At 69.3% G+C, this 21,910-nt stretch carries 20 protein-coding genes and 2 pseudogenes; 6 read left to right on the forward strand and 16 right to left on the reverse strand.

Annotated elements, in window-relative coordinates:
* Nucleotides 1-19: 19 nt before the first annotated feature.
* The 5 genes from FHR32_RS31365 to metH all read right to left on the reverse strand — a co-directional run bounded on the left by FHR32_RS31365 (nt 20) and on the right by metH (nt 7,954).
* Nucleotides 20-1,798 (reverse strand): ABC transporter substrate-binding protein, encoded by a 1,779-nt coding sequence (locus FHR32_RS31365; RefSeq protein ID WP_184758142.1) that lies wholly within the window; start codon nt 1,796-1,798, stop codon nt 20-22.
* Nucleotides 1,799-1,855: 57 nt separating this feature from the next.
* Nucleotides 1,856-2,866, reverse strand: coding sequence for an ABC transporter permease (locus tag FHR32_RS31370; protein ID WP_184758143.1), 1,011 nt, complete (start codon nt 2,864-2,866; stop codon nt 1,856-1,858).
* Between the two features lie 266 nt (nt 2,867-3,132).
* On the reverse strand, nt 3,133-3,672 hold the full coding sequence (locus FHR32_RS31375; protein ID WP_184758144.1) for a cellulose synthase: 540 nt from the start codon (nt 3,670-3,672) through the stop codon (nt 3,133-3,135).
* Nucleotides 3,673-3,818: 146 nt separating this feature from the next.
* Nucleotides 3,819-4,469, reverse strand: a complete 651-nt coding sequence (locus FHR32_RS31380) for an HAD family hydrolase (RefSeq protein WP_184758145.1) — start codon at nt 4,467-4,469, stop codon at nt 3,819-3,821.
* Between the two features lie 20 nt (nt 4,470-4,489).
* Nucleotides 4,490-7,954, reverse strand: a complete 3,465-nt coding sequence (metH, locus tag FHR32_RS31385) for a methionine synthase (RefSeq protein WP_184758146.1) — start codon at nt 7,952-7,954, stop codon at nt 4,490-4,492.
* A 209-nt stretch (nt 7,955-8,163) separates the two neighbouring features.
* Between metH and FHR32_RS31390 the strand changes: the two genes are divergently transcribed.
* Nucleotides 8,164-9,018, forward strand: a complete 855-nt coding sequence (locus tag FHR32_RS31390; protein WP_184758147.1) for a PAC2 family protein — start codon at nt 8,164-8,166, stop codon at nt 9,016-9,018.
* Nucleotides 9,019-9,197: 179 nt separating this feature from the next.
* Complete coding sequence (locus tag FHR32_RS31395; RefSeq protein ID WP_184758148.1) at nt 9,198-9,818, forward strand: hypothetical protein; 621 nt, start codon at nt 9,198-9,200, stop codon at nt 9,816-9,818.
* An 81-nt stretch (nt 9,819-9,899) separates the two neighbouring features.
* On the opposite strand, the gene FHR32_RS31400 is transcribed toward FHR32_RS31395, so the two are convergent.
* The 5 genes and pseudogenes from FHR32_RS31400 to FHR32_RS31415 all read right to left on the reverse strand — a co-directional run bounded on the left by FHR32_RS31400 (nt 9,900) and on the right by FHR32_RS31415 (nt 13,166).
* The gene (locus FHR32_RS31400) at nt 9,900-11,069 is read right to left on the reverse strand and encodes a uroporphyrinogen-III synthase (RefSeq protein WP_184758149.1); all 1,170 of its coding nucleotides are present in this window, start codon (nt 11,067-11,069) and stop codon (nt 9,900-9,902) included.
* 46 nt (nt 11,070-11,115) lie between these two features.
* On the reverse strand, nt 11,116-11,532 hold the full coding sequence (nirD, locus tag FHR32_RS31405) for a nitrite reductase small subunit NirD (protein WP_376773417.1): 417 nt from the start codon (nt 11,530-11,532) through the stop codon (nt 11,116-11,118).
* A pseudogene (locus FHR32_RS31410) lies at nt 11,529-12,290 on the reverse strand (nitrite reductase (NAD(P)H)); the annotation flags it as partial. The gene nirD and the pseudogene FHR32_RS31410, both read right to left, overlap by 4 nt.
* An 81-nt stretch (nt 12,291-12,371) precedes the next feature.
* A pseudogene (locus FHR32_RS47390) lies at nt 12,372-12,536 on the reverse strand (hypothetical protein); the annotation flags it as partial.
* Nucleotides 12,537-12,971: 435 nt separating this feature from the next.
* Nucleotides 12,972-13,166 (reverse strand): hypothetical protein, encoded by a 195-nt coding sequence (locus FHR32_RS31415; RefSeq protein WP_184758151.1) that lies wholly within the window; start codon nt 13,164-13,166, stop codon nt 12,972-12,974.
* Between the two features lie 236 nt (nt 13,167-13,402).
* On the opposite strand from FHR32_RS31415, the gene FHR32_RS31420 reads away from it, so the two are divergent.
* A complete protein-coding gene (locus tag FHR32_RS31420; protein ID WP_184758152.1) occupies nt 13,403-13,912 on the forward strand; it encodes a peptide deformylase in 510 nt (169 codons plus the stop codon).
* 357 nt (nt 13,913-14,269) lie between these two features.
* On the forward strand, nt 14,270-14,473 hold the full coding sequence (locus FHR32_RS31425; protein WP_012892399.1) for a cold-shock protein: 204 nt from the start codon (nt 14,270-14,272) through the stop codon (nt 14,471-14,473).
* Nucleotides 14,474-14,931: 458 nt separating this feature from the next.
* On the opposite strand, the gene mshC is transcribed toward FHR32_RS31425, so the two are convergent.
* From mshC to FHR32_RS31450, 5 genes are all read right to left on the reverse strand, one after another.
* The gene (gene mshC / locus FHR32_RS31430) at nt 14,932-16,158 is read right to left on the reverse strand and encodes a cysteine--1-D-myo-inosityl 2-amino-2-deoxy-alpha-D-glucopyranoside ligase (protein WP_184758154.1); all 1,227 of its coding nucleotides are present in this window, start codon (nt 16,156-16,158) and stop codon (nt 14,932-14,934) included.
* A 90-nt stretch (nt 16,159-16,248) separates the two neighbouring features.
* Nucleotides 16,249-16,965, reverse strand: coding sequence for an NRDE family protein (locus FHR32_RS31435; protein WP_184758155.1), 717 nt, complete (start codon nt 16,963-16,965; stop codon nt 16,249-16,251).
* Nucleotides 16,966-16,998: 33 nt separating this feature from the next.
* On the reverse strand, nt 16,999-17,760 hold the full coding sequence (locus tag FHR32_RS31440) for an Rv2133c family protein (protein ID WP_184758156.1): 762 nt from the start codon (nt 17,758-17,760) through the stop codon (nt 16,999-17,001).
* Nucleotides 17,757-18,332 carry an Rv2134c family protein gene (locus FHR32_RS31445; RefSeq protein ID WP_184758157.1) on the reverse strand — a complete coding sequence of 192 codons (576 nt, stop codon included), beginning with the start codon at nt 18,330-18,332 and terminating at the stop codon, nt 17,757-17,759. Before FHR32_RS31445 ends, FHR32_RS31440 begins: the two co-directional genes overlap by 4 nt.
* 9 nt (nt 18,333-18,341) lie before the next feature.
* Nucleotides 18,342-19,040, reverse strand: coding sequence for a histidine phosphatase family protein (locus FHR32_RS31450; RefSeq protein WP_184758158.1), 699 nt, complete (start codon nt 19,038-19,040; stop codon nt 18,342-18,344).
* 65 nt (nt 19,041-19,105) lie between these two features.
* Between FHR32_RS31450 and FHR32_RS31455 the strand changes: the two genes are divergently transcribed.
* Both FHR32_RS31455 and FHR32_RS31460 read left to right on the forward strand, forming a co-directional pair.
* Entirely contained in the window at nt 19,106-20,050 is a 945-nt protein-coding gene (locus FHR32_RS31455) for an aldo/keto reductase (RefSeq protein WP_184758159.1), read from the forward strand.
* Nucleotides 20,051-20,235: 185 nt separating this feature from the next.
* Nucleotides 20,236-21,111, forward strand: coding sequence for a hypothetical protein (locus FHR32_RS31460; protein ID WP_184758160.1), 876 nt, complete (start codon nt 20,236-20,238; stop codon nt 21,109-21,111).
* A gap of 33 nt (nt 21,112-21,144) precedes the next feature.
* Here FHR32_RS31460 and fabI read toward each other — a convergent pair whose 3' ends face one another.
* The gene (fabI, locus tag FHR32_RS31465) at nt 21,145-21,909 is read right to left on the reverse strand and encodes an enoyl-ACP reductase FabI (protein ID WP_184758161.1); all 765 of its coding nucleotides are present in this window, start codon (nt 21,907-21,909) and stop codon (nt 21,145-21,147) included.
* Nucleotide 21,910: the final 1 nt, after the last annotated feature.

Genomic DNA, 21,910 nt, shown 5'->3' on the forward strand with positions numbered 1-21,910 from the left:
CCTTTGGCTTAGAGAAGGACTACTGCTTGACACCGAGCCACGTGTAGTCGTACATGCCGTAGGCCGGGTGCACGTACACGTTGGTCAGGTTGGCGGGGCGGAAGATGAGGGTCTTCTCGTAGACGAACGGCAGGAACGCCGCCGACTCCATGACCTTCTTGTCCACTTCGGACCAGATCTCGTTGCGAGCGGCGGTGTCGGTGGTCTGGATGCCCTTGTCGAGCAGCTCGTTGACCGACTTGTCGTTGAGCTCCATCATGTTGTAGTTGCCGGAGGCCTTGATGAAGCGGCCGTCGACGATCTGCGACAGGAAGCCGAACCCGGACGGCCAGTCGGAGCCCCAACCGGCGATCATGATGCCCAGGCCGTTCTTGTGCACGAAGTCCGGCTTGCCGGCGTACTGCGCGCTCCAGTCACCCGAGGGGTACTTCTTGATGGTGGCCTTGATGCCGACCCGGTCGAGCGAGGCCTGCAGGGCCTCGGCGACCTGGACTTCCTTGGTCCGGTCACCGCGGACCGCGATGTTGGTCTCGAAGCCGTTGGGCTGACCGCAGGCCGTCAGGGCCTCCTTGGCCTTGGCCAGGTCGCCCTTGTGGTCGGCACCGTTGGGGTACAGGTCGAACGGCTTGTAGCCGACCGTGGTCGGGGTCATCGCGGTGGTGCCGATATCGCCGCCGAGCGGGCCACCCCACGGCGCCTGGGTGGCGACCTTGTCGGTGGCATACTGGACGGCCTTACGGCAGTCGATGTTGTCGAACGGCTTGATCGCCGTCGAGATCATCGCGTAGCGGTTGAACGGCGTGAACGGGTTGTCCGTCGAGTCCTTCAGCTTGGGGTCGCCGACGATCTTGGCGCGGGCCGCGGTCTGGACGCCGGTGCCGGCGAGGTCGACCTGGATCTGCCCGGCGATCAGGCGCTGGTCGATGTCCTCGGCGTTCTGCTTGAACTGCACCTCGATGCGGTCCGGCATCTGCTTGCGGGTGGTGTCGGTGGCCGGGTCCCAGTTCTCGTTCTTCACGAGGTTGAACTGCTTGCCGACCTCGTGGCTCTCGATCTTGTAGGGACCGGTCGAGGCGACGGTCTTCTCGTAGTCGAGACCGGTGTCCTTGGCCTGCGGCACCGGCGCGGACTGCGGGTTGGCGACCAGGAAGTCGAACTCCGCGAACGGGTCCTTGAGCTTGAAGACGACGGTGTAGTCGTCCGGGGTCTCGACACCCTTGAAGTCGTCGAGGTTCTTGTCCTTGTACGGACCCTTGTAGTCGCCGGCGTCGAGGTACTGCGCGAAGTACTTCGGGCCGTCGGTGAGCTCGGAGGTGAAGTTGCTGCGGGCGATGGCGTACTTGACGTCCGCGGCCTTGACCTCGGTGCCGTCGTCGTACTTGATGCCCTTCTTCAGCTTGTAGGTCCAGGTCTTGCCGTCGGCGCTGGCCTCACCGGGCCCCTCGGCCAGGTCCGGGACGAGCTTCAGGCCGTTCTCGCCGGGCGAGGGGTTGTAGGTCATCAGCGGGCGGGCGTACAGACGCGAGAAGTTCCAGTTCCACGCGTAGTAGGTGTTGCCCGGGTCCATCGAGTCCGGCTCGTCCGACAGGGCGAACTTGAGCGTGCCGCCCTTGGCGTCGGAGGCGTTGACGACCTTGGTGTAGCCGTCGTTGTGCTTGGCGGTGGAGGCCGCGGCACCGGCGCCGTTGTTCCCGGAGCCCGTGTTGCCGCCTCCACCGGCCGTGCCGCCACAGGCGGCGAGACCCATGGTCAGCGCGGTACCCAGCGCGGCGAGCGCCAGAGCGTTGGTCTTCCTCATCGTGGTTGTACACCCCTTGTCATGAGTGACGGTGATATTGAGGACCGGAAGCGGTCGCTACCGGGCTCGGGGGTCGAGGGCGTCCCGGAGCCCGTCGCCCAGCAGGTTGAAGGCCATCACGGTGATGAAGATCGCGAGGCCCGGGACGATCATGAAGTGCGGGGCTATCTGGTAGTAGTCGACCGCTCGGGTGAGCATGCCGCCCCAGGACGCCTGGGGCTCGTTCACACCCACGCCGAGGAACGACAGCGCGGCCTCGAAGAGGATGTTGGTGGGGATGAGCAGCGTCGAGTAGACGAGGATCGGCGCCACGAGGTTGGGGAGCATCTCACGGAAGATGATGTAGGCGTTCCCCGCGCCCAGCGACCGTGCCGCGTCCACGAACTCCCGCTCGCGCAGCGACAGGGTCTGACCGCGCACGATGCGCGCGATGTAGGGCCAGCTGAAGAAGCCGATGATGAACACGATCACCGCGATCCGCAGGCCGTTGCCCGAGAGGCCGAGCGCGCGGTCGGGCAGTGCGCCCACGATGGCGATCGCGAACAGCAGCAGCGGGAAGGCCAGGAAGATGTCCATCAGGCGGCTGATGACCGTGTCGATCCAGCCGCCGAAGTAGCCCGCGACGACGCCCAGCAGCGAGCCGAGCACAACCGAGACCAGTGTGGCGAGGAAGGCCACCAGCAGCGAGATCTGCGCGCCGGACAGGATCCGGGCGAAGATGTCACGGCCGTTGACCGGCTCGAGGCCGAACGGGTGCTCCAGGCTGATGCCGCCCCAGGCCCCTACCGGAGCACTGGTCATCGGATCGACGAGGTCGTTGTTGGGAAGGTTCGGCGGGTCGCCGAACAGCGCGATCAGGCCGCCGAAAGGGCGCTCGGCGAAGATCGCGACCAGCGTCAGGAAGACCACGACGAAAGCGCCGATGATCGCGATCTTGTCGCGCTTGAGGCGCATCCAGGCGATCTGGCCGAGCGAACGGCCTTCGATGGCCTTTCCGCCCGCCCCTTGAAGCACGGCCTCCGGCTGGGCCTCCATGGCCTCCCCGGAGACATCGAGCGGTGCGGTCATACAGTGGCCCCCTGGATCCCAGACGACGTTGTCCGATGGACGGCGTCCCCCGGGTCGGGGTCGCGCGTCCTGTGTCTACGGGTCCGTTTCACGGTCCCGTGACGCAGAATCTATGGGCTGATCTGGGCTGACTAGTCCCCTGGAGCGCTATGTGGCCCAACTGTGATTCACGTGAAATTCATTTGTTCTGATCTTGAGGCGAATGTCCGGAACCCGTGCCGCTTCTGTCTCGGATTTGTGACATTGCACTGACAGGTAACTCAGCGTCATCCGATCCCACGACGCTTGAGAATGTCCTCGATGTCGGAGAAATCGTCGTCCGCGGCAGGCTTCGCAGCGGGCTTCGCGGCAGGCTTCGCAGCGGGCTTCGCGGCGGGCTGCGCCGCGGGCGCCGCCTTGCGCTGCGGCAACGGCTGGGTGACGCCCCCTCCGGAGGTCACCGGCCCGCCCGGTGCCGCGGGCGTCCGCACCGCGGGGGTTTCGGGCGCCGCGGACCGTGCCGTACGGCGGCCGCGCAGCCTGCCGGTGACCAGGAACAGCACCAGGGAGAGCCCGGTCACCGCCACTCCGGCCCACACCATGGGGTTGAACACCACCCCGGCGAAGAACCCGGCGATCGCCGTGCCGATCCGCCACAGAGTGGGCAGCGCACCGGTCAGGTAGGCCGCCAGCGGCAGCAGCGACCAGGCCACGCCGCGTAATCCGGCCACCGCTCCTCTGCGGCGCATCGCCAGGAAACTGAGCACCAGCCCCACACCGGTCACCCCGGCGCAGAGCGGCAACCACGCGATCTGTTCGAACGACATAGCGGACCGCCCCTCGTATCGGCTTACCCGATCCATCCTGGCACGCCGAACCCGGGGAGCTCCTCCTCCCTGGGGAGGGATCATCCCCTAAGGGGGCGGAGGGCCCGTCTCAGGGGGGCGAGGCCCCCCTCTCAGGGAGACCCCGGTCAGGAGTCGCGGGCCGCCAGCGCCCGCAGGACGTCGACGTCGATCTCCCTCAGGGACTCGACGACCAGGCGGCCGGGCGCGGCGGGAATCGGCAGCACACTCGGCACCGCCACCACCCGGCAGCCCGCCGCTGTGGCCGAGGTCACCCCGTTCGGGGAGTCCTCCAGCGCGACGCAGCGCGCCGCGGCCACGCCCAGCAGGCGGGCGGCCGTGAGGTAGGGCTCCGGGTGGGGCTTGGTCCTCATCACGTCGTCGCCGGTCACCACGTGGTCGAAGTTGTCGACGCCGATCCCCTTCAGGCACGCCTGGGCGATCGGCCGCACCGAGGAGGTGACCAGGGCGGTGCGCAGGCCCGCCCGCCGTACCGACGCCAGCAGCTCGGCGGCGCCGGGCATCATCTCCACGCCGTCGGCGAGCCTGCTCGTCATGCCCTCCAGCATCCAGGCCGCCACGTCGTCGGGATGGGCGCCGGCCCCCGAGATCTTGAGCATGTGGGTGACGGCGGCCGTCATGGAGCCGCCCACCAGATATTCCTGGTCGGCGGTCCCCCAGCGGCCGCCGAGCCGTTCCATCACCTCGCACTCGACCTGGAACCAGATCTTCTCGCTGTCCACGAGAAGGCCGTCCATATCGAAGAGAACCGCGTCCATTCCCCGAAAACCCCTTACGGTCACACGTTGAAGTAGCTGGCCTCGGGATGGTGCACGACCAACGCGGAGGTGGACTGCTCGGGGTGGAGCTGGAACTCCTCCGACAGCTTCACCCCGATCCGGGAGGGGTCGATCAGCTCCATCAGCTGGACCTGATCCTCCAGGTTGGGACAGGCGGGGTAGCCGAAGGAGTAACGGCAGCCGGTGACGTTGACCTTCAGCATGTCCTCCAGCGACTCGTCACCGCCGATCCCGAGCTCGCTGCGGACCCGCGCGTGCCAGTACTCCGCGAGCGCCTCGGTCAGCTGCACCGAGAGGCCGTGCAGCTCCAGGTAGTCGCGGTAGGCGTCCTTGGCGAACAGCTCGGCGGCGGCCTCGGAGACCCGGTTGCCCATCGTGGCGACCTGGAAGGCGACCACGTCGACCTCTCCGGAGTCCTTGGAGCGGAAGAAGTCGGACAGGCACAGGTGCCGGTCGCGGCGCTGGCGGGGGAAGGTGAACCGGGTCCGCTCGTTGCCCGCGTCGTCCAGGATGATCAGCGAGTCGCCGTCGCTGACGCACGGGAAGTAGCCGTAGGAGACGGCCGCCTCCAGCAGGCCCTCGGTCTGCATCCGCTCCAGCCACATCCGCAGGCGCGGCCGGCCCTCGGTCTCGACGAGCTCCTCGTAGGAGGGTCCGCTGCCGCCGCGCGCGGCCTTGAGGCCCCACTGGCCCATGAACGTCGCCCGCTCGTCCAGGAACGCGGCGTAGTCGGCCAGCGGGATGCCCTTGACGATCCGCTCGCCGAGGAAGGGCGCCGTGGGGACGGGGTTGTCGGCGGCCACGTCGGACCGGGCGGGGAGCTCCGCCTCCGGGGTCCGCACCAGCGTCGCGCCGCTCCGGACCCGCCGCTCACGCAGCGGCGGCAGGCTCGCGCCGCTCTCGCCCCGCTTGACCGCCATGAAGGCGTCCATCAGGCGCAGGCCCTCGAACGCGTCCCGGGCGTAGCGGACGTCGCCCTGGAACAGCTCGGCGAGGTCCTGTTCCACGTAGGCGCGGGTCAGGGCGGCCCCGCCGAGCAGGACGGGGAACTTCTGGGAGATCCCCCGGGAGTTCATCTCCTCGAGGTTCTCCCTCATGATGACCGTGGACTTCACCAGCAGCCCGGACATGCCGATGACGTCGGCGTTCTTCTCCTCGGCCGCTTCCAGGATCGTCGACACCGGCTGCTTGATGCCGAGGTTGACGACCTCGTAGCCGTTGTTGGACAGGATGATGTCGACCAGGTTCTTGCCGATGTCGTGCACGTCGCCCTTGACGGTCGCCAGCACGATGCGGCCCTTGTTCTCTCCCTCGACCCGCTCCATGTGCGGTTCCAGGTAGGCCACGGAGGTCTTCATGACCTCGGCCGACTGAAGCACGAACGGCAGCTGCATCTGGCCCGAGCCGAACAGCTCACCGACGGTCTTCATGCCGTCCAGGAGCACCTCGTTGACGATCTCCAGAGCCGGGCGCTGCGCCAGCGCCTCGTCGAGGTCGGCCTCCAGGCCCTTGCGCTCGCCGTCGACGATGCGGCGCTTGAGCCGCTCCCACAGCGGCAGGCCGAGCAGCTCCGCGGCCCGGTCGGCCTTGACCGAGGCGGCGTCCACGCCCTCGAAAAGCTCCATGAACCGCTGCAGCGGGTCGTACCCCTCCCTGCGGCGGTCGTAGACCATGTCCAGGGCCACTTGGCGCTGCTCGTCGGGGATGCGCGCCATCGGCAGGATCTTGGAGGCGTGCACGATGGCCGAGTCGAGGCCGGCGTTGACGCATTCGTTGAGGAAGACGCTGTTGAGGACGATGCGCGCGGCCGGGTTGAGCCCGAAGGAGATGTTGGACAGGCCGAGCACGGTCTGCACGCCCGGGTAGCGCCGCTTGAGCTCGGCGATGGCCTCGATGGTCTCGACGCCGTCGCGGCGGGTCTCCTCCTGGCCGGTGGCGATCGGGAAGGTGAGGGTGTCGATGAGGATGTCCTCGACCTTCATCCCCCAGTTGGCCGTCAGGTCCTCGATGATGCGGGTCGCGATCCGGAGCTTCCAGTCGGCGGTGCGGGCCTGGCCCTCCTCGTCGATGGTCAGCGCCATGACGGCCGCGCCGTGGGACCGGACCAGCTTCATGATCTTGGTGAAACGCGAGTCGGGGCCGTCGCCGTCCTCGTAGTTGACCGAGTTGATGATCGCCCTGCCGCCGATCATCTCCAGGCCGGCCTCCAGCACGGCGGGCTCCGTGGAGTCGAGCACGATCGGCAGCGTGGAGGCGGTGGCGAAGCGGAACGCCAGCTCCTTCATGTCCTTGACGCCGTCGCGACCCACGTAGTCGACGCACAGGTCGAGCATGTGCGCGCCGTCGCGGGACTGGGCCCGGGCGATCTCGACGCACTCCTCCCAGTTCTCGGCGAGCATCGCCTCGCGGAAGGCCTTGGAGCCGTTGGCGTTGGTCCGCTCGCCGATCGCCAGGTAGGAGGTGTCCTGACGGAACGGGACGTGCTGATACAGGGAGGCCGCACCGGCTTCGGGACGAGGGCGGCGGGGGTGGAGCTCGTTGCCGCGCACCCGCTCCACCACTTTGCGCAGGTGCTCGGGAGTGGTGCCGCAGCAGCCGCCGACCAGGGACAGGCCGAAGGAGCGGGTGAAGTTCTCGTGGGCGTCGGCGAGCTCGTCCGGGGTGAGCGGGTAGTGGGCGCCGTCGGAGGTCAGCTGCGGCAGGCCCGCATTGGGCATGCACGACAGCCGCACCCGGGCGTGGCGCGCCAGGTAGCGCAGGTGCTCGCTCATCTCGGTGGGGCCGGTGGCGCAGTTGAGGCCGATGACGTCGACGCCGAGCGGCTCGATGGCGGTGAGCGCGGCGCCGATCTCCGAGCCGAGCAGCATCGCGCCGTTGGTCTCCACGGTCACCTGGGCGATCACCGGCACGTCGCGCCCGGAGTCGGCGATGGCCCGCCTGGCCCCGATGACGGCGGCCTTGACTTGGAGCAGGTCCTGGCAGGTCTCGATGATCAGAGCGTCGGCGCCCCCGGCGACGAGCCCGGCCGCGTTGTCGTAGTAGGCGTCGCGCAGCACGGCGTACGGCCTGTGCCCGAGGGTGGGGAGCTTGGTGCCGGGGCCGATCGAGCCGAGCACGTAACGGGGGTGGTCAGGGGTGGACCAGTGGTCGGCCGCCTCGCGGGCGACCCGGGCACCGGCCTCCGACAGCTCGTAGGTCCGTGCCGAGATGTCGTACTCGCCGAGGGCGGCGAGGTTGGCGCCGAAGGTGTTGGTCTCGACGCAGTCGACGCCGACCTCGAAATAGGCGTCGTGCACGGCCCGCACGATGTCGGGGCGGGTGGCGTTGAGCACCTCGTTGCAGCCTTCGTGACCTTCGAAGTCGTCCAGGGTGACGTCGTGTGCCTGCAGCATCGTCCCCATGGCCCCGTCGGCGACCATGACGCGCTCGGCCAGGACATCACGGAAAGACGGTCTGCTAGTCATGAGGGGAAGCTTACTGGGAACCCTCGGAGGAGCATTGTTCTCGACCTTAACTGGACTTGTGGTCCAATTAAGCGATCGAGCGGCCGGGTCCCGCCGCAGACGGGCCGTGGTGTGCTCATCGTCCACAACGCTCCGGGAAGGTGACGTAAAGGCCCCCTCACCGCATAGGCTTAGCCGGATAGTACGGCGAGGCCAGAAGGAGGCGGCGCGTGATCGAACTCGAAGGTCTACCCGAGCTCGTCGACCCGGTGCTGATCGCCGCGTTCGAAGGGTGGAACGACGCGGGCGAGGCCTCGAGCGGAGTGATCGCGCATCTCGAGGGCGAGTGGAAGGCGACCCCGCTGGTCTCCATCGACCCGGAGGAGTATTACGACTTCCAGGTCACCCGCCCCATCGTCGAGATGGGCGAGGGGCTGACCCGCTCCATCACCTGGCCGACCACCAAACTGTCGGTGGCCAGGCCGCCGGGCGTGGACCGCGACGTGGTGCTGCTGCGCGGCATCGAGCCCAACATGCGGTGGCGCGCCTTCTGCGAGGAGATCATCGTGGTCTGCCGCGAGCTGGGAGTGGAGCTGGCGGTGCTGCTCGGCGCCCTCCTCAACGACTCCCCCCACACCCGTCCGGTGCCGATCGTGGGTTCGGCGACCGACGAGGGCCTGGCCCGGGCGATCAATCTGGAGCTGAGCCGCTACGAGGGGGCCACCGGCATCGTCGGCGTCCTCCAGCACGCGCTGGGCACCGCCGGGATCAACGCCGTCTCGCTGTGGGCGTCGGTGCCGCACTACGTCGCCCAGCCGCCCAATCCCAAGGCCACCCTGGCCCTGCTCAGCCGGATGGAGGACCTCCTCGACATCCCGATGCCGCTCGGCACCCTGGCCGAGGAGTCACGGGCCTGGGAGCACGGCGTGGACGAGCTGGCATCGCAGGACAGCGAGGTGGCCGAATACGTCAAGGAGCTGGAGGAGCGCAAGGACGCCGCCGAGCTGCCCGAGGCGAGCGGAGACGCCATCGCCGCGGAGTTCGAGCGCTACCTGCGCCGCCGCGACCGCGACGGCGACGGCTGAGAGACACCCGGCACCCGGTCTGCCCTTTTCGCACCGCTTCGGGATGACGACGGGTGCCCGCCCGGTTCCACGGAGTCCCACCGGGCATGGGCGATGTCCCACAACGATTCCACAGCCAGGAAAAACACAGCTCGGTAAACATCGGTTAAACCACCGGCGCCATGCCGCACATTGGCCATGTGACTGCGCATGTTAGGGCGACGACGTCGGCTCCACAGCTCGACCCGTACCAGAGAGCCCAGGAGACGCGACGACGCGTCCTCGAGCTGGCCGTGCACATGAAACGTGAGGACGGCGAGGGAGTCCTGTCGCACACGCACCGCCGGGGCGCCCCTCCCGGGCACGCGGTCGACATGTTCTTCGCCCTGCTCCAGGATCGGCTCCCGGTCTGGCTCCGCATCCTCGACGAGCTGATGCATCTGGTCGGCAGGGGACGGGTCAGCGACAATCTGCTGCCCGTCGCGCGAGCCGGCATCGACTACTACCACGAGGTCCAGTCGGCGGCGCTGCCCGCCTTCACCTCTCCCTCGGTCACCGTCCGTTTCCGCGAGGCGATGCGCGACACCGAGCTGGGGCCGATGGCGGAGATCATCCCGCTGACCGAGTATCTGGCGGCCGAGCAGCGGGCGGGCCGGATCTCGGCCGAGGTGGACCCCCTGGCCAGCGCCCGGCTGCTGCTGGCCGGCTGCTTCCGCCACGCCTACGACGAGACGTTCGTCGGCGCCGGCTTCCTGCCGTCACGGGACGACAGCGCCAAGGAGATCATCCGAGAGCTGCGGCTGGACTCCCCGAGGGCCTGATCGGAGCGCTCCGGTGCGGCCGGACCGTGTCCGCACCGGAGCGGCCGTGCCGTGGCCCGTGCGCCGGGCCGGAACGTCCCCTCACCTGATCTCGTGGCGGTCGCAGGCCAGGCGGTAGCCGCGTTTGACGACCGTCTCGACGATGCCCGAGGGGCCCAGGGCACGGCGCAGGCGGGTGATGGCCATCTCGACGGCGTGCTCCGCCGAGTCACGGGACGGGCCACCGGGAAGCACGGTCCGCAGCTCGGAGCGGGCCACCACATGGCCTGGCTTGCCGGCCAGGCGCTTGAGCACCGCCATCGGCGCGGGCGGCAGCGGCTTGAGCTCGCCGTCCACGGCCACGGCATGGCCGCGGATCTCCAGCCTGTGACCACCCGCGACCAGTCGGGTGACGCTGTGCTCGGGCAGATGCCGGGCGAGCGTGCGGGCCAGCGCGCCGAGGCGGGCACGTTCGGGCTGTACGGCCGGCACCCCGCGCGCCAGCAGCGGCCCCGCCGTGACCGGACCCACGCAGGCCGCGACGACCGGTCCGGCGAAGGCCGCGACCAGCGCGTCCTCCAGGCCCTCGGCACGGGCCGCGCCCAGCATGGCCAGCACCGCCGGGGCGCTGGTGAAGGCCACCGCGTCCACCCCGCCGGAGATCGCCTGGCTGATCAGGCGGCGTAGCGGCGAGGTGTCGCGGTAGGGCAGCCACCGATAGACCGGCACCTCGATGACCTCGGCTCCCGCCCCGCGCAGCGCGGCCACGAACCCGGTCAGCGGTTCCCCGTGCAACTGCACGGCGATGCGGCGGCCGCGCAGGTCCTGGGCGAGGAGATACTGCTTCACCTCCTCGCACGACTCGGTGGACGGCGTCCAGTGGTCGTTCAGTCCGGCGGCCCGGACCGCGCCGCGCGCCTTGGGCCCGCGGGTCAGCAGCCGTGCGGAGGTCAGGTGCTCCGCCAGGTCGCCCGACAGCCCCCAGCCCTCGGCCGCGGCGATCCAGCCGCGGAAACCGACCCCGGTGGTGACCACCACGTCGTCGATCGGGGCCGCCAGGCTGGCCCTGGTCGCGGCCAGCAGATCGGCGTCCTCGGCCAGCGGCACCAGCCGGATCGCCGGGGCGCGCACCACTCTGGCGCCTCGCCGTTCCAGCAGCGCGCAGAACTCCTCACGCCGCCGGGTCGCGGTCACCCCGATCGTGAACCCGGCCAGCGCGTCAGGGGCGGTCTCGGGGGACTCCGCGGGACTGTCCAGCAGGGCGATGCTCATCTGTCGTTCACCACTCCTCGTTCACCGTGTCGGGATCTGTGCGCGGTCACCTCGCGCTCACCTCCACCGTGCCGTCGGTGACACGGATCGGATAGGTCGGCACGGCTACCCTCGGGTCGTCCATGCACCTGCCGGTGACCAGTGAGAACACCTGTTTGTGCATGGGCGAGGCGACGCTTGGCTCGCCCGCCCTGGTGCCCACGATCCCCCGGGAGAGGATCTGGGCGCCGCTGAACGGGTCCTGGTTGCCGATGGCGAACAGCTCGCCGTCGAAGGTCCGGAACAGCGCGATCTGGTGAGGGCCGACGAGCGCGCAGGCACCGCGTTCGGGCAGCAGGTCGGTGTAGGCGCAGACCGGGGTCCAGCCGGTCGTCGTCGCGTACTCGCGAAGGACGGTCATCGTGGGGAGTCTCCCTTCCATGAGGGTGTCGTCGATGTCTTCGGCCGTGGGCGTCGGCTTCACGAGCGGACCACCTCCAGCGGGATGAGGACGGGCTTGATCTGGTCGCGTTCGGCGGTGAAGGAGATCGACGGGTCCGGAGTGCCCGGGGCGTTGACGGAGGAGACGAAGCGCCGCAGCTTGTCCGGATCCTCGATGGCCGTCCGCCACTCGTCGGCGTAGGTGGAGACGTGCCGTTCCATCTGGGCTTCCAGCTCGGCGCAGATCCCGAGCGAGTCCTCCAGGATCACCTGCCTGACGTAGTCCAGGCCCTGGGCCTCCAGCCAGACCGAGGTCCGCTGCAGGCGGTCCGCGGTGCGGACGTAGAACATCAGGAACCGGTCGATGACGCGGATCAGCTCCTCGGTGCTCAGGTCACCGGCGAACAGGTCGGCGTGCCGCGGGGTGAATCCGCCGTTGCCGCCGACGTAGAGGTTCCAGCCCTGCTCGGTGGCGATGACGCCGAAGTCCTTGCTCCGGGCCTCGGCGCACTCGCGCGCGCAGCCGGAGACGGCCGACTTCAGCTTGTGCGGCGAGCGGAGCCCCCGGTAACGCAGTTCCAGGGAGATGGCCAGGCCGACGGCATCCTGCACGCCGTACCGGCACCAGGTGGAGCCCGCGCAGGACTTCACCGTGCGCAGCGCCTTGCCGTAGGCGTGGCCCGACTCGAACCCGGCGTCCACCAGCCGCCTCCAGATCAGCGGGAGCTGCTCCACCCGCGCCCCGAACAGGTCGATCCGCTGACCTCCGGTGATCTTGGTGTAGAGGCCGAAGTCGAGCGCCTCGTCCCAGCCGACCGCCTCCCCGTGCAGGAGCGGGGTGGTGAGCCGGCCCTCGCCGGTCAGCAGTTCACCCGCGGTCCAGCCCTTCTGGCAGAGTCCGCCCGCGTTGGCCGGGACGTCCTTCCTCGGGGTGATCGTCACCGTCTCGTCCACGGCGACGTTCATGCCGCACTGCAGCGCGCAGTAGGGGCAGTGCGTCGCCGTCCCCGCCTTCACAGGCGCCCGGGTGGGAAGTGAGATCGGCATGGGTCCGATGGTGCTTTCAGGCGGTTTCACTGCTGGGTCCCCCCTGTTACCGATGTGCTACAAGCCGCTAACCACGTTCACATTGACGATGGGCCGGGTGTGAGCCGTTCACACCCGGGCAGCCGCGAGGCTCCGCACCGGACCCACGGTCCACAGGTAGCAGGCCCAGGTCAGAAGCGCGCACATCACGTAGAAACCGGCGAAGGCGGCCAGCGCGGGCACCCGCGCCCCCGGTCGCGGCGATGGAGCTGCCGAATCCCCGGTTGATGAAGAAGCCGCCGAACGCGCCGATCGCGGAGATGATCCCGATGGCGGCGGAGGAGTCGCGCCGCGGCGGCGAGGGCGGTGTCGTAGGCCGGCGGTCGCCGCGATCAGCAGGAACACCCAGTAGGGGATGCGCAGCGCCGAGCCGACCAGGTTGGGCAGCGAGACGATTCAGAAGAGCTGGTCGGTGGAGAACTCGTAGGCGCCGAGTTGCACGGCCACGATGCTCCACACCGTCCAGAGCGTGAAGCCGAGGTGCTCGGCGAAGATGGAGAAGACCAGGTTCCGCCGGGCGATCTTCCGTCCTCCCGCCTCCCAGAAGTCCGGGTCGTCGGGCCGCCACTCGCTGATCCAGCGCTCCGCCATCGCTCCTCCTGGTTTCCGAAAAGGGGGGTCATCGCGAAAAACATAGAGGCGGAGGATTACGCACATTAACGCTCCGTGATGGTGCACGGGTTACGTGTAACTAACGCCCGAAATGTGCAATGCACAGGCCGCACATATGTAACGGCCCGGAAATATGGCGATTCCGCCGGTCACGGTTGAGGCAAGGGGGCGAGGGGAATCGTGTGCGTGTCAGTCCGTCGCCTCGGGGAGTGTGTGTGGCCGTCCAGTCGATCCGACCGTTCACAGATCCAGCGCTACGGACCGTAGCCGAGCCCGTGACCACCTTCGACCGCGGCCTGCGCGACCTGGTCAGGTCCCTTCAGGCCACCATGCGCGCCGGCGCCCACCGTGCGGGCCTGGCCGCCCCCCAGATCGGGGTCCCGCTCCGGGTCGTCGCCTACGAGTTGGACGGCAGGTCCGGCCATCTGGTCAACCCACGCCTGGAACCGTCCGAGCGGAAGATCGTCGCCGACGAGGCCTGCCTGTCCGCCCCGGGGCTCTGGTGGCCGCTGGAACGCTCCTACATGGTCACCGCACGAGGCCGTGACATGTTCGGCAAGCCCGTCACCGTCCGCGCCCTGGGCACGTTCGCGCGGCTCCTGCAGCACGAGGTCGACCATCTCGACGGCCTTCTGTTCATCGACCGTCTCTCCGAGGACGAGCGCGAACGCTTCCTCCAGAGGCTTTCCCCTGAGTCATCCGCCGCGATGCCGAGCGCGCCCTGACGGATGCGGAGGCCCGTCGGACCATGAAACCGCCTCCCGCGAGGTGCGCGCTCCCGGCCTCGCGCCGGGCCTTCCGGCGGATGACCGGACTCCCTCCGGAGGGGGATCGGCCGTGGCGCCCGGGGCCGCCGACCCACCGTGGAGATGTTTGCCCGTCACGTCCGCCGCCTGTATACTTTAATGGTTGCAGTCGTAGTTCTCGCTGGTGCTTGTCATCTCAAGCACTCACAGGAAGACCCCGACAGCGGGCGTTACAGTTTCTCCGGATGGTTTCCGCGGATGCATGGTAGGGTCCGCAACGCAGCCCCGAGCCGTCGACCTGACGGTTTGGTGAGGCTCCCAATGAGGAGAAGTAGTTTGTCTGAGGGCACTGTTAAGTGGTTCAACGCCGAAAAGGGCTTCGGATTCATCGCGCCGGATGACGGCACCGCCGATGTCTTCGTGCACTACTCGGCTATCAACTCCGGTGGTTACCGCACCCTGGAGGAGAACCAGCGTGTCAGTTTCACCACCACGCAGGGCCAGAAGGGCCCGCAGGCCGACCAGGTTCAGGTCATCTGATCTGAGCTAAAAGGCTTCGGTCTGAGCCCGCACCGCTTCGGCGGCGCGGGCTCAGATTTTTTACGCCCTCGTGGCGGGTCCAGGATCTTCGCGCTCCGACGGGCGGATCACCACCGGCTCGGCACGGGCAACCTCCGTGACATGACAGCCGGCCGGAGCGACTCACCCGGCAGCCGTGGGTCATGTTTTCACGGGCGGGCCGTCCTCGTCCGCATCCAGTAGCGGTAGGCGTAGAACGAACCGGGCGCCTCGTGGCGAGCCTTCGATCCGCAAGGTCGCGTGATGGGCATGGGCGATGTCGCGGGCGGCGGCTCATCCCCGCCGGCACGGCGCTGACGCGTACGCCGAAACGATCCTCACACGGGCCGCGGGAAACGATCGACCCTCAGGGATGATCAACCAGGTGGGGAGCCAGACGTCCCGGCTCCCCACCTGGGGTCCCGCCCGGAGGACGGCCCTCAGAGTTCGATGCCCAGGAGCGCGTCCACCATCTCCCTGACGAGCGCGGGCGCCCCGGGGTCGGTCCCGCCCTCCCCGCCCAGCGCCCGTCCGGCCCAGGCGTCGACGACTGCGAGCGCTCCGGGAGCGTCCAGGTCGTCGGTCATGCGGGCGCGGAGGTCCGCGAGCACGCCCTCCGCCTCGGGGCCGGCCGGCAGGCCCACGGCCGAACGCCAGCGTGCCAGCCGTACCTCGGCGGAGGCCAGCTGGTCATCGGTCCACTCCCAGTCGGCACGGTAGTGGTGGGCCAGCAGAGCCAGCCGGATCGCCATGGGGTCGGCCTCCTGGCGGAGCCGGGAGACGAAGACCAGGTTGCCCTTGGACTTGGACATCTTCTCGCCGTCGAGGGCGACCATGCCCGCGTGCACGTAGGCCTTGGCGAAGGGCCACTCGCCACAGGCGACGTGTCCTTCGTGGGCGCCGCACTCGTGGTGCGGGAAGACGAGGTCGGAGCCACCCCCCAGGACGTCGAACCCGCTGCCCAGATTGGCCAGCGCGATAGCGGTGCACTCGATGTGCCAGCCGGGCCTTCCCTGGCCGAACGGCGATGGCCAGGACGGCTCGCCGGGACGCTCGGCGCGCCAGAGCAGCCAGTCGAGCGGGTGCTTCTTTCCGGACCGCCCGGGGTCACCGCCGCGCTGGGCGGACAGGTCGAGCAGCCGCTCTTCGGAGTATCCGGAGACCGCGCCGAACTTGGGCGCCGCGGCGACGTCGAAGTAGACGTCGCCGTCGAGGTCGTAGGTGGCGCCCTTGTCGCGCAGGAGCTCGATCAGCTCGACGACCTGGCCGATCACCTCGGTCACACCGACGTACTCACGCGGCGGGAGGATTCTCAGTGCCTCCATGTCCGTCCGGAACAGTTCGATCTCACGCTCGGCCAGCTCCTGCCAGTCCTGCCCGGTCTGCCAGGCACGCTCCAGGAGAGGGTCGTCCACATCGGTGGCGTTCTGAGTGAAGTGGACCGCGTGGCCGGCGTCCCGCCAGGCGCGGTTGACCAGGTCGAAGGCGAGGTAGGTGTTGGCATGGCCCATGTGGGTGGCGTCGTAGGGCGTGATGCCGCAGACATACATCCGCGCCGTAGAGCCCGGCTGGGTGGGGCCGACCTCTCCTGCGGCAGTGTCGAACAGCCGTAGCGGAGCACCAACACCGGGAAGCCGAGGGACCTTCGGCGCAGACCACGATCTCATGTATTGAGCCTATCCAGCAGACAGACCGCCCCGATCTGCTCGGGGCGGTGGACAAAAGGACACTCATCTCAACCGCCGAAACTCAGTTCATCATTCCGGCAGAACGCGGTGGAAGGCCGCGGGGTTGCGTGGATCATCGGTGAAGTCGTAGCGGACACCGCTCGTGCCCAGGCCCAGCAGGGTGACCGACAGGGAACCGAAGACCCGTCCGTCGGGCAGCTCGTGACGGACGATCAGAGAGCGGGGATCCCCCACGGGCAGGCCGGCTCCGGTGGCGAGCTCCCGCCAGCTCTCCCACGGAGCGTCGATGGCCACGGGGCGGCCGGCCTCGGCGAAGCGAGGGCGGAAGAACGCGACGCGCTCGTTGTCCTCACCCCGCTCCCAGCCGCTGTTGACGATCATGTGGGTCCCCGGGGGGATCTCCTCCTCGGCGAGCGCGTCCCCGTCCCAGTGCCACAGGCGGGCTCCCGCAGGGTCCGCCAGGATCAGGTGGAAGGGGTCGTAGCGGGCCAGCTCCAGGTCGGGCAGGCGTCCCTGAGCCGCCACCCGGAGCGGCAGGTCGCCCCGGGACCGGCGAGTCTCCTGCGGGGCGGGCACGCCATGGCCGTTGACCAGAGCACCCACCCGCCGGGCTACGGGGTCGACGGCCAGCCAGGTGCCGCCCGCCTGGAGATCACGTCCACCGATCAGCCCCGGCCAGTGTTCAGCCGGGGGGACCCGTGGCCGGTCGGTGAACTCATCGCGCACTCCGACGAGGATCAGGGGGATCTCCGCATCCGGATCGATGCTGACGACAACCGTGCACATGCCCGGCAGGGTATGCCCTCACCGGGAACGGCCTCAGATCGGGGGCCAGGGAACGGCCGGCCAGTCCTGCGAGGGGAGAGGGTGCAGGCCGGTGTCGAGAAGCCTCCGGACCCGGAGCCAGGTGGCCTCGACCTCGGCGAGGGTGAGGAGCTCGCGGAGCCGGCGGCCCAGGCGCCCTTCCTCCAGCTCGCGCTCCAGGCGGGCGAGGACGTTCGTGGCCTCCCGGGACAGCGGCTTGCCACGCCACTGCCAGAGCACGGTGCGGAGCTTGTCCTCGGCGGAGAAGGAGACGCCGTGGTCCACCCCGTGGATATGGCCGTCGACCATGGGAAGCAGGTGGCCGCCCTTACGGTCGGCGTTGTTGACGACGGCGTCGAACACGGCCATCCGCCGCAGGGCGGGCTGACGGCTGCGGATCAGCACCATCAGGTCGACCTCCGGGTCGGTGTCGATCCAGAGCTGGCACATGCCGGGCCCGAAGGGGCCGTCGCGGTAGACGGTCGGCGGGACGATCCGCCAGCCGGACGCCGCAGAGACCTCGAAGGCGGCCACCTCACGGGCCGCCAGAGTGCCGTCGGGGAAGTCCCAGAGCGGGCGTTCCCCGCGGACCGGCTTGTAGACGCAGGCCGCTGTGAGCCCGCCAAGCCGGACCGAACAGTAGAGCGTCATGTTGGTCGCCTCGACCAGCCGGCCGGCGACCTCCAGCCGGCCATCGCGGAGCAGGCGCAGAGCGGTCTCGTCGTCCAGCCCCCCTGCGGGCGCCGCGCTCAGCGTGGGCTCGCTTTCGGCACTCATTCGCCTCCTTCACCCAGTGAAGCGCTACTACCCCGGTAACCATTGAGACGCACGCAAATATGCCCCTCCGCGTCGAGCGGCTGACCACACAGCGGGCAGGGCGGACGCCCTGCCGCGACGAGGGCCGTGGCGCGCTTGGTGAAGGCCCTGGCCGCCCCGGCGCTGATGTGCACACGCAGCACGGCGGGCTCGATGAGCGGAGACGGCTCGAACTCCTCGTCCTCGGCGACGACCTCCTGGGCCTCGATCACCACCTGCGCGGCATCATCGTCCCAGGCCAGCGTCATCGTGCCGACCTTGAAGTCCTCGCTGATCGGCACGTCGAGCGGACCGTTGTCGGTCAGACCGGCCGGGGCGGCCGCCGGCACCTGGGGGGCCCCGCCGCTACGCCTCAGCACCTCGTCGAGGAGATCGTCCAAGCGGTCGGCCAACGCGGCGACCTGGAATTTCTCCAGCCCCACGGTGGTCAAACGGCCCTGTCCCCGGGCCTGCAGGAAAAAGGCTCGTGAGCCCGGCTGCCCCACGGCACCGGCCACAAACCTCTCGGGTGGGTCATAGTCGAAGACCGGCATAGCCCGACCTTACGTGGTCCCGGCTCCGCCGCCGACTGCGGCATCGCTCCCGGTGAAGTTTTCTCCCCCGTCTTTATGTTCCGAATCCTCCGGAGGCCGGAGACCTGCCACACCTCCCCCGAGGTCGTTGAGCCTGAGCACGAAGGGACGCAGGGGGGTGTAGCGGATCGCGGTGAGCGACGCGGGATCCACGGTTATCCGCTGGAACTGGTCCAGGTGGAGACCCATCGCATCCGCCACGATGGCCTTGATCACGTCTCCATGGCTGCAGACGAGATAGACCGCGTCCGGCCCCAGGCGCTCGTTCCACTCTCTGACCGCGGTCACCGCCCGGTGCTGGACGGCGGAGAGCGACTCCCCTCCGGGGAAGGTCACCGCGCTCGGATGGGTCTGCACGACCTGCCAGAGTGGATCCTTCGACAGCTCGCCGAGCGGGCGGCCCGTCCAGTCGCCGTAGTGGCATTCCCCGAACCTCTCCTCGGTCAGCACCTCGGCGGGGCGCCCGCCGGCGACCGCCTGGGCGGTCTCCTGACAGCGCTCCAGCGGGCTGGAGACGATCGCGTCCAGCTCCAGCGGCGCCAGCCGTACGGCCAGCGCGTCCGCCTGCGCCTGACCGGCCTCGCTGAGATGGACGTCGGGGGTCCAGCCGGCCAGCACCGGACCGGTGAGATGCGTAAGGCCGTGTCTGGCCAGCAACAAGGTCGTCACGTGCCCAAGTCTTGCAGGCCTCACTCCACTACTTTTAACGGCCCGACCGGTAATCTGGCCGGATCATGGAGCAGCGCTATGTGGGCCGCAGCGGCTTGTCGGTATCCCGCCTTGGACTGGGGACGATGACATGGGGGCGTGACACCGGAGCCGAGGAGGCCGCGGCGCAGCTCCGCACGTTCGCCGAAGCCGGTGGCACCCTCATCGACACCGCGGACGTCTACACGGGCGGCGAGGCCGAGAGGCTGCTCGGCCGGCTGATCCGCGACGCGGTACCACGCTCGGAGCTGGTGCTGTCCACCAAGTCGGTGCTCACCCCCACCGGCCGCCGGCCGCGCGACGCCTCCAGGAAGCACCTGATCGCCGCCATCGACGCCTCGCTGACCCGTCTCGGGGTCGACGAGGTGGAGTTGTGGCAACTCCATGCCTTCGACCCGGATGTGCCCCTGGAGGAGACCCTGGCCGCGGTGGACGCCATCGTGTCCTCGGGACGGGCGGCCTACGCCGGGGTGTGCGACTACACCGGCTGGCAGCTGGCGGTCGCCGCCGCCGGCCAGCGTGCGGTCCCCGGCCGGGTGCCGATCGTCGCGGCCCAGGTCGAATACTCCCTGCTGGCCAGGGAGGCCGAACGCGAGCTGATCCCGGCAGCCGAGCACGTCGGCGCCGGGGTGCTCGCCTGGTCGCCGCTCGGCCGGGGCGTCCTCACCGGCAAGTACCGCACCGGCATTCCCGCCGACTCCCGGGCGGCCACCCCCCACTTCGCCGACTTCGTCACGCCCTATCTGGACGAGAGGTGCCGCCGGGTCGTGGAGTCGGTGACGACCGCAGCCGAGGGGCTCGGCGTCTCGCCGCTGTCGGTCGCCCTGTCCTGGGTCCGTGACCAGCCGGGAGTGACGTCCGCCATCGTCGGCGCCCGCACCCAGGCCCAGCTGGCCGGCGTGCTCCTGGCAGAGGACCTCACCCTGCCCGTGGAGATCAGGGAGGCGCTCGACGACGTCTCGGCCGACTGAGATCGGGAAGGCCGGACGAGAGATGGAGACAGAACGAGAATCCGTCTCACTTATCACTACTCGATACCGAATCGCAACTTCGCCTGGAAAGTCCGAGCCTCCCCGTAACACTGTCGATGGAGTTGACGGGCGGGGGCGCCCGGGTCTCGGTAAGACTCCGTCGTTGATCGGCGAGGGGGGGACAGGTGCGGACCGCGATCTTTGCCGGTGTGCTGATGCTGACGTTGGGCGGCGGAATCACCGTGGTCACGGCCACTTCCGCGGCCGCCGTCACGCAGGCCGACTGTGACGGCGGCGGGCTGCTCGGCGGGATAACCAGCGGGCTCTGCAGGGCCGTGGGCACCGTCGGCGACGTCGTGAACGGGCTCACCGGCACCGGTGCGTCCCCCGGCCCCGACGGCGGCGGCCCCGGCACCGCCCAGGAGACCACCGCCGACGACGCTCGGCCCTCCTCCGCCCCGGACACCAAGGCCGCGACGGACGGAGCCGGGAACGACGGGCTACTGCCCAAGACCCTCGACGACGTCTGCCTCCCGCTGGTGGCCTCTCCCGAATGCATGGGCCCGTCGGCGATCTCCGCCCCGGAGAGGACGGAGAACGCGCAGGAGACGGAGAAAGCAGAGGAACCGGCCACGCGATCGCGTCCCCGTCCCTCGCGGACCGCCGAGCCGGAGCCGGAGCCGGACAGAGACAAGGCCGCGCCGTTGCCGACCGAGCCACTGCGCCCGCCGGAGCCCCGGACGCGCACCGCCGACATGGACGACCCGGTGGTCCCTCAGCCGTCTCCCGTGATCGACGCCGAGGCGCCCCGGGTCGATCTGCTGTGGCCGGGAACGGCCATGCAGGAGTTCCAGAGACGCATGCAGGAACTCCTGAAGGGAACGCCGCCGGGCGAGCGGGCCGTCACCCCCACCCGGTCATCGGACACGCTGGGCACCGTGCTCACCACCATCCTGCTGATCGCGGCGATCCTCGCCGTCCGCGTGTTGTACACCAGGCGGACCGGCGAGGAGTCGATACCGCTGGAACCTTTCAAGGCGGGGCGGCACCGGACGGCCTAGCCATACTCCGCCGGGCGCCGAGCCCCGCCGAGGCTAGGCGCCGATCGCGTGCATGCCACCGTCGACGTGCACGATCTCGCCCGTCGTGGCCGGGAACCAGTCAGACATCAGCGCCAGGCAGGCCTTGGCCGCGGGCACGGTGTCACCCAGGTCCCAGCCGAGGGGCGCCTTCTCCGGCCAGCTGTCCTCGAACTCCTTGAAGCCGGGGATGCTCTTGGCCGCCATGGTGCGCAGCGGCCCGGCCGCCACCAGGTTGACGCGGATCGCGTGCTTGGCGAGATCACGGGCCAGGTAGCGGGAGCACGACTCCAGGCCCGCCTTGGCCACGCCCATCCAGTCGTACACGGGCCAGGCCTTGCTGGCGTCGAAATCGAGCCCGACGACCGCGCCGCCCTCCTTCATCAGGGGCAGGCAGGCGACCGCCAGCGACTTGAACGAGTAGGTCGAGATGTGCAGGGCGGTCGCCACGTCCTCCCACGGGGTGTTCAGGAAGTTGCCGCCGAGGCAGCTCTGGGGGGCGAAGCCGATGGAGTGGACCACGCCGTCGAGGCCGTCCAGGTGCTCGCCGACGCGATCGGCCAGCGAGTCGAGGTGCTCGATGTTCTGCACGTCCAGCTCGATCACCGGCGGCGGCTCGGGGAGCCGCTTGGCGATGCGCTCGACCAGGCTGAGGCGGCCGAAACCGGTCAGCACGACCTGCGCGCCCTCTTCCTGGGCCAGCTTGGCGACGGAGAAGGCGATGGAGGCGTCGGTGAGGACGCCGGTGACCAGAATGCGCTTGCCTTCGAGGATTCCCATG

Source organism: Streptosporangium album (assembly GCF_014203795.1).
Classification (GTDB): domain Bacteria; phylum Actinomycetota; class Actinomycetes; order Streptosporangiales; family Streptosporangiaceae; genus Streptosporangium; species Streptosporangium album.